The sequence below is a fragment of the Actinoplanes sp. NPDC026670 genome (assembly GCF_040638175.1).
Classification (GTDB): Bacteria; Actinomycetota; Actinomycetes; order Mycobacteriales; family Micromonosporaceae; genus Actinoplanes.
The window spans coordinates 29546-45162 of sequence record NZ_JBEZXU010000033.1 but is presented as its reverse complement, the minus strand read 5'-3'; the positions used below and the strand labels follow the sequence as shown (position 1 = coordinate 45162).

16 protein-coding genes and 5 tRNA genes are annotated in these 15617 nt (G+C 69.6%); 16 read left to right on the top strand and 5 right to left on the bottom strand.

Features of this window, described 5'->3' with window-relative positions; translation table 11 throughout:
• The first annotated feature begins 60 nt into the window (after nucleotides 1–60).
• The 4 genes from AB0E94_RS29285 to AB0E94_RS29270 are packed head-to-tail and all read left to right on the top strand — an operon-like array spanning nucleotide 61 to nucleotide 4227.
• Nucleotides 61–1818 (top strand): FAD-dependent monooxygenase, encoded by a 1758-nt coding sequence (locus AB0E94_RS29285; RefSeq protein ID WP_360332405.1) that lies wholly within the window; start codon nucleotides 61–63, stop codon nucleotides 1816–1818.
• On the top strand, nucleotides 1815–2822 hold the full coding sequence (locus AB0E94_RS29280) for a maleylacetate reductase (RefSeq protein WP_360332402.1): 1008 nt from the start codon (nucleotides 1815–1817) through the stop codon (nucleotides 2820–2822). The genes AB0E94_RS29285 and AB0E94_RS29280 overlap by 4 nt, the downstream gene beginning before the upstream one ends.
• Entirely contained in the window at nucleotides 2819–3694 is an 876-nt protein-coding gene (locus AB0E94_RS29275) for a dioxygenase (RefSeq protein ID WP_360332399.1), read from the top strand. The genes AB0E94_RS29280 and AB0E94_RS29275 overlap by 4 nt, the downstream gene beginning before the upstream one ends.
• On the top strand, nucleotides 3691–4227 hold the full coding sequence (locus AB0E94_RS29270; RefSeq protein WP_360332396.1) for a GNAT family N-acetyltransferase: 537 nt from the start codon (nucleotides 3691–3693) through the stop codon (nucleotides 4225–4227). Before AB0E94_RS29275 ends, AB0E94_RS29270 begins: the two co-directional genes overlap by 4 nt.
• Here the strand turns inward: AB0E94_RS29270 and AB0E94_RS29265 are convergent.
• The gene (locus AB0E94_RS29265) at nucleotides 4209–5435 is read right to left on the bottom strand and encodes a M20/M25/M40 family metallo-hydrolase (protein WP_360332393.1); all 1227 of its coding nucleotides are present in this window, start codon (nucleotides 5433–5435) and stop codon (nucleotides 4209–4211) included. The two genes, AB0E94_RS29270 and AB0E94_RS29265, sit on opposite strands and share 19 nt — an antisense overlap.
• 198 nt (nucleotides 5436–5633) lie before the next feature.
• Here AB0E94_RS29265 and AB0E94_RS29260 point away from each other — a divergent pair, with 198 nt between their 5' ends.
• Together AB0E94_RS29260 and AB0E94_RS29255 are read left to right on the top strand one after the other, a co-directional pair.
• Nucleotides 5634–6380: a hypothetical protein gene (locus tag AB0E94_RS29260; protein WP_360332390.1), complete on the top strand. Its 747-nt coding sequence runs from the start codon at nucleotides 5634–5636 to the stop codon at nucleotides 6378–6380.
• A gap of 51 nt (nucleotides 6381–6431) precedes the next feature.
• A complete protein-coding gene (locus tag AB0E94_RS29255; RefSeq protein ID WP_360332387.1) occupies nucleotides 6432–7034 on the top strand; it encodes a hypothetical protein in 603 nt (200 codons plus the stop codon).
• Between the two features lie 21 nt (nucleotides 7035–7055).
• Here AB0E94_RS29255 and AB0E94_RS29250 read toward each other — a convergent pair whose 3' ends face one another.
• Nucleotides 7056–7394, bottom strand: coding sequence for a cyclic-phosphate processing receiver domain-containing protein (locus AB0E94_RS29250; RefSeq protein WP_360332584.1), 339 nt, complete (start codon nucleotides 7392–7394; stop codon nucleotides 7056–7058).
• A gap of 5 nt (nucleotides 7395–7399) precedes the next feature.
• A complete protein-coding gene (locus tag AB0E94_RS29245) occupies nucleotides 7400–7552 on the bottom strand; it encodes a hypothetical protein (RefSeq protein ID WP_360332384.1) in 153 nt (50 codons plus the stop codon).
• Nucleotides 7553–7676: 124 nt separating this feature from the next.
• Here AB0E94_RS29245 and AB0E94_RS29240 point away from each other — a divergent pair, with 124 nt between their 5' ends.
• From AB0E94_RS29240 to AB0E94_RS29210, 7 genes are all read left to right on the top strand, one after another.
• Nucleotides 7677–9665, top strand: a complete 1989-nt coding sequence (locus AB0E94_RS29240; RefSeq protein ID WP_360332381.1) for a beta-1,3-glucanase family protein — start codon at nucleotides 7677–7679, stop codon at nucleotides 9663–9665.
• Between the two features lie 63 nt (nucleotides 9666–9728).
• Nucleotides 9729–10664, top strand: a complete 936-nt coding sequence (locus tag AB0E94_RS29235) for a cyclase family protein (RefSeq protein ID WP_360332378.1) — start codon at nucleotides 9729–9731, stop codon at nucleotides 10662–10664.
• A gap of 184 nt (nucleotides 10665–10848) precedes the next feature.
• Nucleotides 10849–10923 (top strand) — tRNA-Glu (locus tag AB0E94_RS29230).
• 8 nt (nucleotides 10924–10931) lie between these two features.
• Nucleotides 10932–11004: transfer RNA gene (locus AB0E94_RS29225), tRNA-Thr, on the top strand.
• Nucleotides 11005–11041: 37 nt separating this feature from the next.
• Nucleotides 11042–11126: transfer RNA gene (locus tag AB0E94_RS29220), tRNA-Ser, on the top strand.
• 4 nt (nucleotides 11127–11130) lie between these two features.
• Nucleotides 11131–11203: transfer RNA gene (locus AB0E94_RS29215), tRNA-Arg, on the top strand.
• Nucleotides 11204–11207: 4 nt separating this feature from the next.
• Nucleotides 11208–11290: transfer RNA gene (locus AB0E94_RS29210), tRNA-Ser, on the top strand.
• Between the two features lies 1 nt (nucleotide 11291).
• On the opposite strand, the gene AB0E94_RS29205 is transcribed toward AB0E94_RS29210, so the two are convergent.
• Nucleotides 11292–11984 carry a hypothetical protein gene (locus tag AB0E94_RS29205; RefSeq protein WP_360332375.1) on the bottom strand — a complete coding sequence of 231 codons (693 nt, stop codon included), beginning with the start codon at nucleotides 11982–11984 and terminating at the stop codon, nucleotides 11292–11294.
• 122 nt (nucleotides 11985–12106) lie between these two features.
• Between AB0E94_RS29205 and AB0E94_RS29200 the strand changes: the two genes are divergently transcribed.
• Both AB0E94_RS29200 and AB0E94_RS29195 read left to right on the top strand, forming a co-directional pair.
• Nucleotides 12107–13186 carry a sensor histidine kinase gene (locus AB0E94_RS29200; RefSeq protein ID WP_360332372.1) on the top strand — a complete coding sequence of 360 codons (1080 nt, stop codon included), beginning with the start codon at nucleotides 12107–12109 and terminating at the stop codon, nucleotides 13184–13186.
• The gene (locus tag AB0E94_RS29195) at nucleotides 13183–13860 is read left to right on the top strand and encodes a response regulator transcription factor (protein ID WP_360332369.1); all 678 of its coding nucleotides are present in this window, start codon (nucleotides 13183–13185) and stop codon (nucleotides 13858–13860) included. Before AB0E94_RS29200 ends, AB0E94_RS29195 begins: the two co-directional genes overlap by 4 nt.
• Here AB0E94_RS29195 and AB0E94_RS29190 read toward each other — a convergent pair.
• The gene (locus tag AB0E94_RS29190) at nucleotides 13850–14461 is read right to left on the bottom strand and encodes an HAD family phosphatase (protein ID WP_360332366.1); all 612 of its coding nucleotides are present in this window, start codon (nucleotides 14459–14461) and stop codon (nucleotides 13850–13852) included. The two genes, AB0E94_RS29195 and AB0E94_RS29190, sit on opposite strands and share 11 nt — an antisense overlap.
• 267 nt (nucleotides 14462–14728) lie before the next feature.
• On the opposite strand from AB0E94_RS29190, the gene AB0E94_RS29185 reads away from it, so the two are divergent.
• Entirely contained in the window at nucleotides 14729–15511 is a 783-nt protein-coding gene (locus AB0E94_RS29185) for a glycosyltransferase family 2 protein (protein WP_360332363.1), read from the top strand.
• Nucleotides 15512–15617 lie beyond the last annotated feature (106 nt).

The following is a 15617-nucleotide window of genomic DNA, read 5'->3' as shown; positions in this document are numbered from 1 at the left end:
CACCCGGCCGTATTTCCGCCGTGTTGCCGGTCGATGTCTAGGCTCGCCGAAGGTCCCGTCGTGACACTGACGGGCATGGCGCAGATCAGCACCGACGTCGTCATCATCGGATCGGGGCCGGCCGGCGCGGCGGCGGCCCTGCTGTTGTCGACGCTCGGCGTTCCCAACATGATGATCACCAAGTACCGGTGGACGGCGAACACCCCGCGGGCGCACATCACCAACCAGCGGGCCATGGAGGTGTTCCGGGACGCCGGCATCGAGGAGCAGGTTCTCGCCGACGCCACCCCGCACCATCTGATGGGTGACACCGTCTTCTGCACGTCGATCGCCGGTGAGGAGATCGGCCGGATCCTGACCTGGGGCACCCACCCGGGCCGGCACGGCGACTACCAGCTGGCCTCACCCTGCCTGCCGGTCGACATCCCGCAGACCTACCTCGAACCGATCCTGGTCCGCAACGCCACCGAACGCGGCACCCAGACCCGCTTCTCCACCGAGTATCTGTCCCACGAGCAGGACGCCGACGGTGTCGACGTGCGGGTCCGCGACCGGATCACCGGCCACGAACACACGATCCGCGCGAAATACCTGATCGGTGCGGACGGCGCCCGCTCCCAGGTGGCCGAGGATCTGGGCCTGCCGATGCAGGGCGCGATGGACATCGCCGGATCCATGAACATCACCTTCAAAGCTGACCTTTCGCCGTACGTCGGAAATCGCCCTTCGGTTTTGTACTGGGTGATTCAACCCGGCTCGAACGTCGGCGGGATCGGCGCCGGTCTGGTCCGGATGGTCCGGCCGTGGAACGAATGGCTGATCGTGTGGGGCTACGACATCAGCCGGCCGGCCCCGGTCGTCGACGAGGCGGCGGCGATCGCGATCGTGCGCAGCCTGCTCGGCCTGCCCGACATCGACGTCGAGATCACCGGCACGTCTCTCTGGGGCAACAACGAGATGTACGCGACCCGCCTGCACGACCGCCGGGTCTTCTGCGCGGGTGACGCGGTGCACCGGCACCCGCCGTCCAACGGGCTCGGCTCGAACACCTCCATCCAGGACTCCTACAACCTGGCCTGGAAGATCGCCGCCGTGCTCCGCGGGCAGGCCGGCCCGTCGCTGCTGGACACCTACACCACCGAACGCGCCCCGGTCGCCGAGCAGATCGTGCTGCGCGCCAACCGGTCGAGCCGTGAGTTCGTGCAGTTCTTCGAGGTGCTGGGCCTGCTCGATGCCAAGGACGAGGCGGAGATGGCGGCCCGGATCGAGGAGCGCAAGGCGAACACCCCGGCCGGCGCCGCGAAACGGGCCGCCCTGGTGACCGCGATGGAGCTCAAGCACTACGAGTTCAACGCGCACGGTGTCGAGCTCGGCCAGTTCTACGAGTCGGCGGCGATCGTCGGTGACGGCACCCGCCCGGTGCCGAAGAGGGACCCGGAGCTCTACTACGAGCCGTCCACGGTCCCCGGCTCGCGGCTGCCGCACGTCTGGGTCGGCACCACCGAGCAGCGGCTGTCCACCCTCGATCTGGCCCCGATGACCAGGTTCACCCTGTTCACCGGCATCACCGGCGAACCCTGGGCGGCCGCTGCCGAGAAGGTCGCCGAGGAGCTCGGGGTGCCGCTGGCGACCGTGATCATCGGCCCCGGCCGCGCGGTCACCGACCTGTACTACGACTGGGCCCGGGTGCGGGAGGTCGCCGAGTACGGCGCGATCCTGGTCCGCCCGGACAAGCACATCGCCTGGCGCTCGACCGTGCTTCCGGCGGATCCTGGACGGGTGTTGCATGACGCGCTGGCGGCGGTGCTCGGCCGATGATGACCTTCACCCACGAGACGCTCCCGCAGCGGGTGGTCTTCGCCGCCCATCAGATGGCCGAGCGGCTGCCCGCCGAGGTGGCGAGGCTCGGCGCCCGGCCGATGGTGATCACCACCCGCGGCGAGGTGCTGCCCGGCGCCCTGCACTACCGGGAGGTGGTGATGCACGTGCCCGCCGAAGTTGCTGAACGGGCCCGTAAGGTAACCGCCGCCGAGGGCATCGACGTGCTGGTCAGCGTCGGCGGCGGGTCGGCCACCGGGCTCGCCAAGGCGATCGCGCTCACCACCGGGCTGCCGATCGTCGCCGTCCCCACCACCTACGCCGGCTCCGAAGCCACCAACGTCTGGGGCATGACCGAAAACGGTCGCAAGACCACAGGTGCCGACCTGCGCGTGCTGCCCCGCACGATCCTCTACGACGCCGCCCTCACCCTCGGCCTGCCCACCGAACTCGGCGTCGCCTCCGGCCTCAACGCGCTCGCACACTGCGTCGACTCGATGTGGGCGCCCCGCGCCGACCCCATCAACCAGGCCCTGGCGATCGCCGGCGCGCGTGCCCTGAGCAGCGGACTTCCCGAGATCGTCAGGCAACCCGACAACCTTCGAGGGCGAGAGCAGACGCTGTACGGAGCACACCTCGCCGCCGTTGCCTTCGCGTCGGCGGGCTCCGGGCTGCATCACAAGATCTGCCATGTGCTCGGCGGGATGTTCAACCTTCCGCATGCGCAGACACATGCGGTCGTGCTCCCGTACGTCATGGAACTGAACTCCCCGGGCATCCCGGACGGGCTCGCCGACGCCTTGGGCCCGGGAGGTCTGGCGCGTCTGCGCGCCGAGGTGGGCGCCCCGCGCGCCCTGCGTGACCAGGGGTTCCGGGAGGCGGACATCCCGGCCGCGGTCGACGCGATCCTGCCTGTCGTCCCGGCCGGCAACCCGGTTCCGGTGACCGCCGGCAACCTGACCGAACTGCTGCGCCGCGCATGGGCGGGGGAGGAGCCGAAATGAGCACCGAACAGGACGACCGGGAGCAGCAGCTCGTCGAACGGGTCCTCGCGTCCTTCGCGAACACGCCCGATCCCCGGCTCAAGGAGATCGTGCAGGCGCTCACCAGGCATCTGCACGCGTTCGTCCGTGAGGTCCGCCTGACCGAAACTGAATGGCAGCGGGCGATCGGGTTCCTCACCGCCACCGGGCATGCCACCGACGACCGGCGGCAGGAGTTCATCCTGCTGTCCGACGTGTTCGGCGTGTCCATGCAGACCATCACCGTCAACAACGAGGCCTACCAGAACGCCACCGAGGCGACCGTCGTCGGGCCGTTCTTCGTCGAGGGGTCACCGCGGATCGAGCACGGTGGGGATCTCTCCTTCGGGGCCTCCGGCAGGCCCTGCTGGGTGGAGGGCAGCGTCACCGACACCACCGGCAAGCCGGTTCCCGGCGCCCGGATCGAGGTGTGGGAGGCCGACGAGGACGGGTTCTACGACGTCCAGTACGGCGACGACCGCACCGCCGCCCGTGGGCACCTGTTCAGCGACGACGACGGCCGGTACCGGTTCTGGGCGATCGAGCCCACCCCGTACCCGATCCCGCACGACGGACCCGTCGGCGACCTGCTGACCGCGACCGGCCGCTCCCCGCTGCGCGCCTCCCACCTGCACTTCATGGTCGAAGCGCCGGGCCTGCGCAGGCTGGTCACGCACATCTTCGTGCGCGGCGACGCCCTGCTCGACCACGACAGCGTCTTCGGCGTCCGTGACTCCCTGGTCAAGGACTTCGAACCGCAGCCGGCCGGCACCCTCGCCCCGGACGGCCGGGACCTGGCCGGCAGCGCCTGGTCCCGGGTACGTTTCGACATCGTCCTGGCCCCGGCCCGATGACCCGCGCGCCGGTCCGCACACCGCGGCTCGTTCTGACCCCGGTCGGTCTCGACGATGTCGACGACCTGGCCGTTCTCTACGGCGACCCACAGGTCGCGCACTGGACCGGGCCCTGGAACCCCGCCGGTGTGCAGGCGTGGGCCGCGGACATGGCGGCCCGGTGGAACACGGACGGCATCGGCAAATGGATGGCCCGCGACCGGGCGGACGGATCACTCGTCGGCCGCGGGGGCTTCACCCGCTTCGATCTGGCCGGCGAGCCCGTCCTCGAACTAGGCTGGGCGGTGCGCGACGCGAGCACCGGCCGCGGGTACGCGACGGAGATCGGGCGGGCGGCGCTCGACTGGGCCGCCGTCCATCACCCGCATCTGCCGATCGTGGCCTTCACCGAGGTCCACAACCGCGCCTCACGGGCGGTCATGCAGCGGATCGGGATGCTTCCTGTGGGCACCCTTCGGCGCGACGGACTCGTCGAGGGCCGCACCGGCATCCACCCGGACGCACCGTTCGCCCTCTACCGGGTCGAACCCTGAGAACCACCGATGGCCGCCAGCCGGTGGGTCAGCAGCCCGGCCATGGCGCGCACGCCATGCCCGATCGCCCGTTCGTCGGCGGCGAAGTCGAGAGTGTGCGGGGCGCCGTTCATCCCCGACTCGGTGTCCGCGACGCCGAGATAGAACATCGCACCCGGCGCCTCCTTGAGAAACAGGGCAAAATCTTCGCAGTTGTACGGCCACGACGCCCGTCCCCACAGGACGGAGTCCGGGCCCAGCGCCGTGCCCAGGTACTGCCCGGCCGCCGTGCTGAGATCCACCGAGTTGACCATGGCCGGGAACGCGTCGCCGTAGGGGTATTCGATGTGGCCGCCCGCCTCGGCGGCGAGCCGCTCGATCCGGTCGCGTAGCTGCGGGAACCGCTCCTGCGGCCAGACCTTCAGCATGATCCCGACGGCGGGCTGCCCGTCCTCGGTCTGCTCGGTCCACTGGATGACACTCACCGACTCCTGGATCGAGGCGGCGATCTGCGGGTCGAGGACCGCGAGGAAGCGTGCGTGATAGTCGTCGACGCTCTCCAGGAGCCCCACGGTGTCGATCTTCTGCACCTCGGCGGCCACCGCCTTCTGCACCTCGGCGGCCACCGCGGCGTTGTCGCCGCCCGGCAGCACGATCCGGATGTTGTCGACACCGGGCAGGCCGTACCCCGGAGAGACCGTGATGGTCCCGGCCGGGAACGGCGCGCAGTGCAGCGCGTAGCTCTCCTTCGGCGCGAGCTTCTGCACCAGCCCGGTCCCCAGCATCGCCCGTGCGCCTTGGAGCGGCTCCTCGGCCGGCTGGAAGACGAACGCGAGCCGGCCCCGTACCTGGTCGGAGTCCTGCGCCAAGGTCCGGGCGACGCCGACCCCGATCGCGGTGTGCAGGTCGTGCCCGCACAGATGCGCCACGTCGGGCACACGCGAGGCGAAACCCTCGTCGAAGACCCGGCTCGACCGCGGGAACGGCAGCGAGTTGTATCGCACGTCGACAGCGTCCATGTCGGCCCGGTACACCACCGTCGGACCGTCCGCGGAACCGTCGAGCACCGCGAGGACACCGTGCCCGCCGACGCCTGTCGTCACCTCGAGCCCGGCCGCACGCAGCTGCTCCGCGACCAGTCCGGCGGTCTGCCGTTCCTCGCCGGCCAGTTCCGGATGGCGATGGATCTCCCGGCGCAGCTCGATCAGGTAGTCCTCGAGAATCGTCACCGGTGAATACTGCACACGGCCGTCGATGTCTTGCACCGCAATTTCCACCTCGCGGTCAGGCCATCGGCGTTCTCCACGGCACGGTGGTTCCGCAGCGGCGCAGGCCCGCCTTGCTGTTGCTGTTGCTGTTGCCGTTGCCGTTGCCGTTGCCGGAAATTGCATCGGCAGAGGCACTTCGGCTGCATTAGATTGCCGGCCGTGGGCCTCGGGGGAATCGTGAACTGCCGTTGCTGGAAGGACGCCGGACTGGACGGTCCGATCGGCTTCGACGAGGACGGCTGGTTCGACCTGCTCGACTCGACGGATCCGGTGGCCTACCGCTGGTATGAGGCCGGCTGCGAGCACCGGGACTTCTCCCTCGCTCACGAGGATCTGGGCAGCTGGGGTGGGCAGAGCGCGGTCCGGCAGACGTGCACCGAAATCGGCTGGGACCTGCTGCCGACGTTGCGCGCGGTCCTGCCGACCACGAACGACGGCTGGATACCGGTGGCCGACGTGCCCGCGGTCCTGGCCGAGCTCGACGTGTTCGAGAGCCGGGCCGGCATGGTCACCGAGACGGTGCTGGTCGACGAGGAGACCGGGCAGGGCATCTACAGCTGCGTCGCTGCGAACCTCTCGATCATCGGGTGGAACCGTGCCCTGCAAGCCGGGATCGACCAGGACGGCTTCTTCGTCCGGAGCACCCGGCTCATACCGCGCACCGTGTTCCGCGCGACGCGATTCACGCAGCGCGAACTGCGAGGCGGCCGGGTCGAGTTCGCCGGTGACCAGGGCACGGCACGGCTGAGGCTGTTCCTGGTCGGCCACGTCATGCCGGTGACCCCTTCGCGGCTGGCCGTGGTGACCCGCAACCAGTCGGCGGACGGCTGGAGTCACTGGATCGGCTCGATGAGGCGGCTGTGCGCGGCCGCGCTGGCCACCGGCAATCCGGTGAAGTGGACCTGACCTGGCGACCTGCGGTAGTCCTCCGGAATCCGGTGCGGCATCCTTACCCGCGTGAAGATGATCAAGGTCGGTCGGTGGATGCTGGCGTTCCTCGTGGCTCTGCCGGCCGGCTGTGCCCGGCCCACGGCGGAGGTGGCCGGCGTTCCGGCCGGCTGCGATCCCGAGAAGTCCCCCGTCGAATGGTCCGGCATCGTGCAGGAGCCGGTTCTCGAGCATGTCTCGCTGTTCGCCGGAGATGTTCTGGGGGAGGGGCGGGTGGTACTCGATGCGCCGGTCACCGCGGCCGTCACGGGTGTCGCCGCGCCCGAAACCTGGCTGCGGATTCTGGCTACCGAACTGGAGAACGTTACCGGCGCCGACATTCAGACAGTTCGGTCGTCCTCCTCGTACGAGATGGGGATCGGAAGCTGGGGCGCGGCGAACTCGGACATTCCGGAAAGCCTCGCCTACATGGGTGTCCGCCGGATCTCGGCGGGCTTCACCGTCGCCTGCACGCCGGCGGTTTCGGGCACCTTCACCGCATGGACGGAGACGACGGCGAGCGCTTTGATGTGCGGGGACCGGATGCCTCCGGAGGACCTTTACGGGCAGGCCGCCCGGAAATACTGCCCGCGCACGCCCCAGCCGCTACCGAGCGCCGAGCCCACCTGGTGAGTTTCGGCTGGTGGCGCCCGCTTAGTCGAGGTAGGCCACCGCGGGGTCGCCCGAGGCGATGCGGACCGGATAGTCCCAGCGGCGGAGGGCCTGCGCCATCTTCGCGGCCCCGGCCGGATTGGCGGAGTGAATGACGACGACACCGACATCGAAGGGCCGGGACTCGAAGGCGGCCCGTTCGAGCACCTCCACGACCGGCCAGATGGTGTCGTCGGCGCCCAGATCATGATCGAGCCACAACTCGTCGATCCGGTGCTCCCGGTATCGGTCGAGAAGATCCACGCCTGCCGAACTGGTCCGGGCCACCTCGCCCACCCGCCCATCCACGAACGAGCGCAGATCGTCGACGAGCAGAATCACCGGATTCACGGCAGGGCTCCGAGGCCGGCGAGGAGTTCGACCTTCTCGTCCCGATCGAGGACCTCGTAGATCGGCTCGTCGCGCCGATCTGTCTCCTCGTCGATGGCTCGCCGTCCGGGGCCGGCCGGCAGTTCCCTGATCTTCCCCGCGTAACTCACGAGAGACGAGGCTACCTCCACCCAACTGTAAGCATTGACAACTGTTAACACGTTGGACATGCTCTGAGAGCGCTCTCAGCGCTCCTTTTCCGGCCATAACAACCGCCGCACCCCTGGAGTCCCCATGGCCACACGTAACAGGTTGTTAAGCGCCTTCGCCGCGCTGCTGGCGGCGATCCCTCTCGGCGCCACCGCCACCGCAACACCTGCCGCCGCCGTCGGGCCGGCCCTGCTGCCGGTCACCGTCACCAACAGCACCGGCCGCGGCGACGCCGTCTACCTCTACGTCATCGGCGTCAACCTGACCACCGGCCGCCTCGGCTACGTCACCGGCGGCGGCACCTTCAACAACTGGCCGGCCGGCTCGCTCCCGCCCTCGCCCGCCCCTGACGTCTCGATCGGCGGACCCGGCAACGGCGGCAGCACCACCGTCCAGTTCCCCCGCAACTTCTCCGGCCGCATGTACATGTCGCTCGGCCAGAAACTCCAGTTCTTCCTCACCCCCGACGGCCTGGTCCAGCCCGCCCCGTGGGCGTCCGGCGACCCCAACCACGACATCCTGTTCGACTGGAGCGAGTTCACCTACAACGACGCCGGCCTCTGGCTGAACAGCTCGCAGGTGGACATGTTCGCCATTCCCCACGCGGTCAGCGTCTCCGGAACCGACGGCAGCCGCAGCACCGGCACCGTGGTCGCCAACGGCCGCCAGAACGTCATCGACCAGATCCGCGGCCAGTCCGGCTGGGCCAACACCGTCGTCACCCGTTCCGACGGCACCGTCCTGCGCGTGCTCGCACCCGGCAAGGCGGCCGGCGCCGGCCTGTTCAGCACCACCTACCTGGACTCGTACATCACGAGCGCCTGGAACGCGTACAGCAGCAAGACCTTGACCGTGGTCCCGTTCGGCGACCAGCCGAACACCAGATACTTCGGGCGCACCTCGGGCAACACGATGGTCTTCACCAACAGCTCCGGCGCGCAGGTCGCCTCGTTCAACAAGCCGACCAGCGCCCACGTCTGGGGCTGCGACGGCAACCTCCAGGCCCCGAACGACCTGGTCGTCGGCCCGATCGCACGCACCCTCTGCGCGGCCCTCAACCGCGGCACTCTCGGCACGATCGACACCCAGCCCGGCGGTACGGCGTCCGACTTCTACAAGAGCAACCCCACCAACCAGTACGCGCGGATCATCCACGCGAACATGGTCGACGGAAAGGCCTACGCCTTCGCCTTCGACGACGTCCAGGCCCAGGAATCGCTCGTCTACTCCAACAACCCGACGTCCGCCGGGGTCACCCTCTCGCCGTTCACCGGCGGTGGCGGCGGCGGTGGCGGAGGTTCCACCACGGGCTACGCCGTGACCGGCCCCGGCGGCAAATGTGTGGACGTCGCGGGCGACGACGTCGGCGGGAACGGGGCCGCCGTACAGCTGTGGGATTGTCAGACCGCGGCGAAGGACCAGCACTGGACGCTGCGCAACGGCACCCTCCAGACGCTGGGCCGCTGCCTCGACATCGTCGGCAACGCCACCGCCGGTGGCAGCAAACTCCAGCTGTGGGACTGCAACGGCGTCGGCGGCCAGCAGTGGGTCAGCCAGGCCGGCGGCACCTTCCGCAACCCGCAGTCGGGCCGGTGCATCGACTCGCCGAACGGCGCCACCGCCAACGGCACCCGCCTGCAGATCTGGGACTGCAACACGTCCGGCGCGCAGAAGTTCGCCTACAACGGCGGCGCCACCAACCTGGCCGCGCCCGGCGGCAAGTGTGTCGACGTGGCAGGCGACGACGCCGGCGGCGACGGCGCAGTCGTGCAGCTCTGGGACTGCCAGCTGACTGCCCGGGACCAGCACTGGACCTGGTCCGGACAGTCGCTGGCCACGCTCGGCCGCTGCCTGGACATCGCCGGCGGCGGCACCGCCAACGGCACCGTCCTGCAACTGCACGACTGCACCGGCAACGCGGCGCAGAACTGGGTCGTCAACAGCAACGGCAGCATCAGCAACCCGCAGTCCGGCCGCTGCCTCGACGCCCCGAACGGCAACACCGCCAATGGCACCCGCCTGCAGATCTGGGACTGCAACGGCTCCGCCGCCCAGAAGTTCGCGAAAGCCTGACCGGCCGGGGTGTCCCGCCGTCGCGCTGCCTTCGTGCTGCCGGCGGCGGGATACCCTGCGGTGGTGACGACCCAGGACGACGTGCTCGGCTACTTCGACACCCTCTCGAACTGGGGACGCTGGGGCGACGACGACCAGCGCGGCACGCTGAACCACATCACCGACGACATCCGCTTGGCCGCCGCCCGCGCCGTCCGACACGGCCGCAGCGTGTCCTGCGGGTGGGAGGTGGCCGTACCGCAGGAGATGGAACGCTCCACCACCACCTGCCCGTGTGCCGCCGAGATGCCCGGCGCCGAGCACATGCCGGCGCACTTCCACGCCGACCGGCGCTGGGGTTTCTCCTCCGAACGGCTCAGCCTGATGTTCCACGGCAACTCCGTCACCCACCTCGACTCGCCGTGCCACCTCTACTGGGACGGCACGATGTACAACGGGCGGCCGCACACGCTCGTCGACCCGGACACGGGATCGGCCTGGGGCGCCGTCACCGCCGCCGCCGACGGGATCGTCACCCGCGGTGTCCTGCTCGACGTGGCGTCCGCCCGCGGAGTGTCCTGGCTGGAGCCGGGGGAGGGCGTGCGCCCCGACGACCTCGAAGCGGCCGAGCGCCGGCAGAACGTCCGGGTCGGGCCCGGCGACGCGGTGCTGCTGCGCACCGGTTACGGCCGCTTCCGGCACGAGCAGGGTTACACGTGGAGCATCACCCAGGCCGGCTGGCACGCCTCCTGCCTGCCCTGGCTCCACCAACGCGACGTCGCTCTGATCGCCGCCGACACCCCACAGGACGTCCAACCTTCGGGTTACGGCCAGGTGCTCATGCCGGTGCACGCCGTCGGGCTCGTGGCGATGGGCCTGTGGCTGGTCGACAACTGCGACCTCGAGGCGTGCGCGACGACAGCGGCCGAGCTCGGCCAGTGGGATTTCCAGTTCGCCGTCGCCCCGATCCGTTTCGCCGGCACCTCCGGTAGCCCGGTCAACCCGATCGCCACGTTCTGACCGCTCGTAAAAGCGATTGCGGCATTCTCGCGCCATCCCTAGTGTTGCTCTCACCAGACCGACGGAAGGGAGTTCTCGATGCGCCACAGTGAATCATCCCCTCCAAATGGGAGGCGCATCTAGCGCCCCGGCATCGACGCCGCCTCCCATCTCCGGGAAGGCGGCTTTTCTTTTGTCACAATCCGGTCCTGTGGAGCTGAAGGCAAAGCTCACCTGGCCCTCAACCAGGAGATCGTCGGTTCGAGCCCGACCAGGATCACGTACCACGCCGATGTAGCTCACCAGGTAGAGCGTCGACCTCGTAAGTCGAAGGCACCCGGTTCAAGTCCGGGCATCGGCTCTTTTCTCCCGTCGATGGGCGGCGGGAGAAAAACCAAGGATGGGCCAGCCGATGGGCGCCGGCCGCGGTCTCGAAAACCGTTGGGGGTAACACCCGTGCGAGTTCGACTCTCGCTCCATCCGCAACGCCCTCGTAGCTCAGCGGACAGAGCTGCGGTTTCCTAAACCGTGACGCGGAGGTTCGATTCCTCCCGGGGGCACTACGGAGGGGCCGGCCTGGCTTCGGAACCGCGACTGGAAATCGCGGGTGCGGCAACGCACCGAGGGTTCGAATCCCTCCCCCTCCGCTCATCCGAGCTGTCCGAGAGCCATCGAACCGGCGACGAAGAGCATTACCAGCGCCGCAGTCCGTGGTGATGGGCGGCCGGCTTCGCGCAGGAATCTGACGCCGAGCGGAACGAATGCCACGGCCAGGCCGGCCACCTGCACGGCCGAGGCCCACGTGCTTCCCTTGAGGACCCCGATCATCAGGCCGGACATCAGCGCCAAGGCGATCGCAGACGGCAGCCGCAGCGTGCCGGACAGGTAGCAACCAGCCGCGAGGACGATCCAGCCGGTCATCACCGCGAGGCTCAGGCTCGACACCACCCACTCCGGATAGGTGTAGTAGGCGCCGACAGCCCGGGTCGCCAGGTCCAGGCCGGCGCTGTCCAGCAGCGAGAACGCGAACGTGTTGACGCCGTAGTGGAAGGTGCGGGCGAACAACCCGAACATCACCAGGCTGCCGCCCCACACCGCCCAGCCCGGACGGCTGACGCCGACCCGCGCGGCGACGGCGAGGACGCCGGGCCACAGCGCGACGGTTCCGGCGAGGAACAGCGCATACGCCATGGCGATCAGCGTGGGGTGTCGCTGGTGGGCGGCGAGCTGGTCGGGGAAGAAGAACGGCACGCCGAGTCGTAGCAGTGTGCCGGTCAGCAGGAGCAGGGGCCCGGCTATCAGGGACACCCCGCCCAACCTGTCGGTCGTCGCTGTGTGCATGCCTGAACTCTGCCGCCGGGCGGGGCCCGGCACATCCGGCCACGGAATGAACCGACTGCTACCCGAGGATGACCGCCCTGGGTCTGATGGCAACCACGGCCCCCGTCGGTAGCGTTGCCGGGGTGATCGTGACGCGAGGGCTCCTTGTCGATGCGGCGGCGGCCGTGGCCGTGCTGCTGGTCTGTGGTGTCGCGGCGCAGGAGTCCGGGAGTCCAGCCTGGTGGCAGTGGCTCCTGGTCGGCGCGGCCGCCGCGCCGGTGGCCGTCCGCCGCAGAGGGCCGCTGACCGCCGCGGTGGTGACGCTTGCCGCATCCGCCGCTGTGCTGGTCGCCGGGGTGATTCCCGCTTACGCCTCGCCCGGGCTGTGTGCCGCGGTGGCGCTGACCCAGTTCACGGCGGCGGCGCGGCTGCCGGTGTCGCGTTCGGTTCCGGCGCTGGCCGCGGGGCTGGCCGCGGCGGCCGCGCTCGGGCTGTCATGGCCGGTGGCGCCGCTGGCCGCCGGCTCGGTGGTCGCCGTCCCGTGGACGACCGGCTGGTTCGTCCGCCGCCGCCGGCACCGCGCCGAGCAGGTCTTCGAGGACCGCACGGCCCGCGCGGTCACCGACGAGCGGCTGCGGATCGCCCGCGACATGCACGACATCGTCGCGCACAGCCTCAGCATGATCGCGATGAAGGCCAGCGTGGCACGGCACGTGTCCGCCGTGCGACCGGAGGAGAGCCTGGCGGCCCTGGAGGTGATCGAGACCGCAAGCCGGGAGGCGCTGGTCGAGATCCGCCGCGCCGTGGGCGTGCTCCGCACCGGCGACGACTCCGTCGGCCAGGATCTGGGAGTGCTCACCCGCCGTACCGAACAGGCAGGCGTCCAGGTGGACACGACCCTCACCGGGGCGACTCGGCCACCGTCGGGAGTGCGCCTGGTGATCTACCGGATCGTCCAGGAGGCCCTGACCAACGTGGTCCGGCATGCACATGCCACCAGATGCACGGTCGACGTCACCACCGGCCCGGAATCAGTCACGGTGCGGGTGGCCGACAACGGCACGGCTCCCGCGGCCTCGGGAGGTTCCGGTCATGGGCTGCGCGGCATGCGTGAGCGGGTCACGGTCTACGGAGGCAGCCTGCAAGCCGGGCCGGGGGAGGGCAACGGATTCGTGGTGACGGCGCACATCCCGTATCAGGCCGCCGGGCGGGAACAGCCGTGACCGATCAGATCCGTGTGCTCATCGCCGAAGATCAGACACTGCTGCGGGACAGTTTCCGGGTCCTGCTCGACGCCACGCCCGGTTTCGTGGTGGTGGGCGAGGCCGGCACCGGCAGCGAAGCCGTCCGGCTGACCCTGGCCGAGCGGCCGGACGTGGTCCTGATGGACATCAGCATGCCGGACATGACAGGCATTGAGGCCACCGGCGAGATCTGCCTCCAGACCGACGCCCGGGTGCTGATCCTGACCACGTTCGACCTGGACGAGTACATCTACGGCGCGTTGCGTGCAGGTGCCAGCGGCTTCCTGCTCAAGGACGCCACCGCCGCCGAACTGGTCGCCGCCATCCGGGTGGTCGCCGCGGGTGAGGCAATGCTGGCGCCGAGCATCACCCGCCGGTTGATCGCCGGGTTCGGCGCCCAGCCCCGCCCGTCCCAGACCTTCCACCGACGTCTCGATGGGGTGACCGACCGCGAACGCGAAACGCTGACCCTGATCGCTCGGGGCATGTCCAACACCGACATCGCCGCCCACCTGACGCTGAGCCTGGCCACGGTTAAATCACACGTGGGTCGTCTGCTCACCAAACTGAACGCCCGAGACCGGGCCCAGCTGGTGGTGGTCGCCTACGAGACTGGCCTGGTGACCGCTTCCGTAACCGACGTCAAACGTTGAGCAGCCCATGTCTGTCGAGCTCAGCCGCGAGCTGCGCGGCATCCTGGAACTGCACGGCGGACAGGCCCGCCTTTAGTGCCCCGGCGACGTTGGCTTGCGAGTCGTCGACGAAGAGCACGTCGGAGGGCTCAACCGCCAGGATCGACAGCGCGCGGCTGAACGCCTCCGCCGTGGGTTTGACGGCGTGGATGTCAGCCGAGAAGACGATGTCACCGAAGTGCTCACCGAGTTCCGGGTGGGCTCGGAGCAGTGCCTCGCGCAGCAGCAGGTCGTTGTTGGTGAGAATGGCGGTACGGTGCCGGACCGCGATCCGGCCGGCCAGCCCGACAACCGCCTCGTCGACCGGAAACGAGGCCAGCCAGGCACTTTCCAGCTCGTCCCGCCCCACCGAGTGCCCCAACCGCGCCCCGACCTCGGCCACGATTTCCTCGGCACTCCACAGGCCGCCCTCGGTCTCACCGATGAAGCCGCTCCCATAGAGAAGCCGGTGAACATCCTCCGACGTCCGGGCGTAGATGTGGGCGAGTTCCGCCAGTCGGAGTTCCGGCTGATAGCGGCACACCACACCGCCAAGGTCGAAGACGACGGTGCTGATCCCCACGGGTCAGGACGCTAACACGGGCGGTTCGCGGAACGGCTCCCGCGAGGGCGAGCCGCTTCGCCGCGCCGGCCTACGACGAGAAGTCGAAGTCGCCGTTATTGATGCCGTCCAGGAGCGTGGTCGACTCGTCAGGGGGTACATCTGCACGGTGCCCGGGGGAAGGCGCAGGCGGGGGCCTCCGAACCACGGTGAGGGATTTCCGAACCTTGCGCGGGTCCTGAGAGCTGCTTGAGGTTGCGTTGAGGGTGCGTTCCGATCTGTGGGGGCATGAACGCCACCGCAGTCGCCGCCCCCGCCGCCGCCACCGTCGCCCGTCAGGGTGGCATCGAGTTGAGTGTGGTCGTGCCGTTCTTCAACCCGGGTCCGGTGGTGCGTCGCACGGTCGAGCAGCTGGTGGCCTGCCTGACCGAGGCTGGTGTGGCGTTCGAGGTGATCGCGGTGTCGGACGGTTCGACCGACGGGTCGGCGGCGCTGCTGGCGGGCATGGCGAACGTGACGGTGATCGACAACCCGGTCAACCAGGGCAAGGGCGCGGCTCTGCACCAGGGGTTCGCCGCGGCGAACGGGGCGTGGATCGGGTTCATCGACGCCGACGGTGACATCGACCCGCAGCACCTGGTCGACTACCTGCTGATCGCCCGGGAGGGCAACCACGCGGTGGTGTACGCCGACAAGCGGCACGCCGGTTCGGTCTCCGGCGCGAGCCGGGCCCGCAAGGTCATCTCGGTGTCCTACTCGACGCTGGTCACCACGATGTTCGGCCTGGCGGTGCGGGACACCCAGACCGGCTGCAAGATCATCCGCCGGGACGTGCTGGCCGAGGTGCTGCCCCGGCTGCGCGAGCGCCGCTTCGCGTTCGACCTGGAGCTGTTCGTGGCGACCAAGGCCGCCGGGATCACCGATGTCAAGGGCGCCCCGGTGCGGCTGGAGACCCGGGTCGCCGGTTCGACGGTCACCACCAAGAGCATCATCCGCACGGTCCGCGACACGTTCACCATCTACGGCCGCCGCCGCGCCAACCACTACGCCACCTACGCCCTCGCCGCCTGAAGCGCCGAGCCGCCTGAAGCGCCGAGCCGCCTGAAGCGCCGAGCCGCCTGAAGCGCCGAGCCGCCTGAAGCGCCGAGCCGCCTGAAGCGCCGAGCCGCCTGAAGCG

Bases quoted from the DNA above. Each gene is read 5' to 3' on its own strand.
- AB0E94_RS29280 (WP_360332402.1), top strand. From the start codon at position 1,815: ATGATGACCTTCACCCACGAGACGCTCCCGCAGCGGGTGGTCTTCGCC.
- AB0E94_RS29275 (WP_360332399.1), top strand. From the start codon at position 2,819: ATGAGCACCGAACAGGACGACCGGGAGCAGCAGCTCGTCGAACGGGTC.
- AB0E94_RS29270 (WP_360332396.1), top strand. From the start codon at position 3,691: ATGACCCGCGCGCCGGTCCGCACACCGCGGCTCGTTCTGACCCCGGTC.
- AB0E94_RS29240 (WP_360332381.1), top strand. From the start codon at position 7,677: ATGGCCACACGTAACAGGTTGTTAAGCGCCTTCGCCGCGCTGCTGGCG.
- AB0E94_RS29205 (WP_360332375.1), bottom strand. From the start codon at position 11,984: ATGCACACAGCGACGACCGACAGGTTGGGCGGGGTGTCCCTGATAGCC.
- AB0E94_RS29185 (WP_360332363.1), top strand. From the start codon at position 14,729: ATGAACGCCACCGCAGTCGCCGCCCCCGCCGCCGCCACCGTCGCCCGT.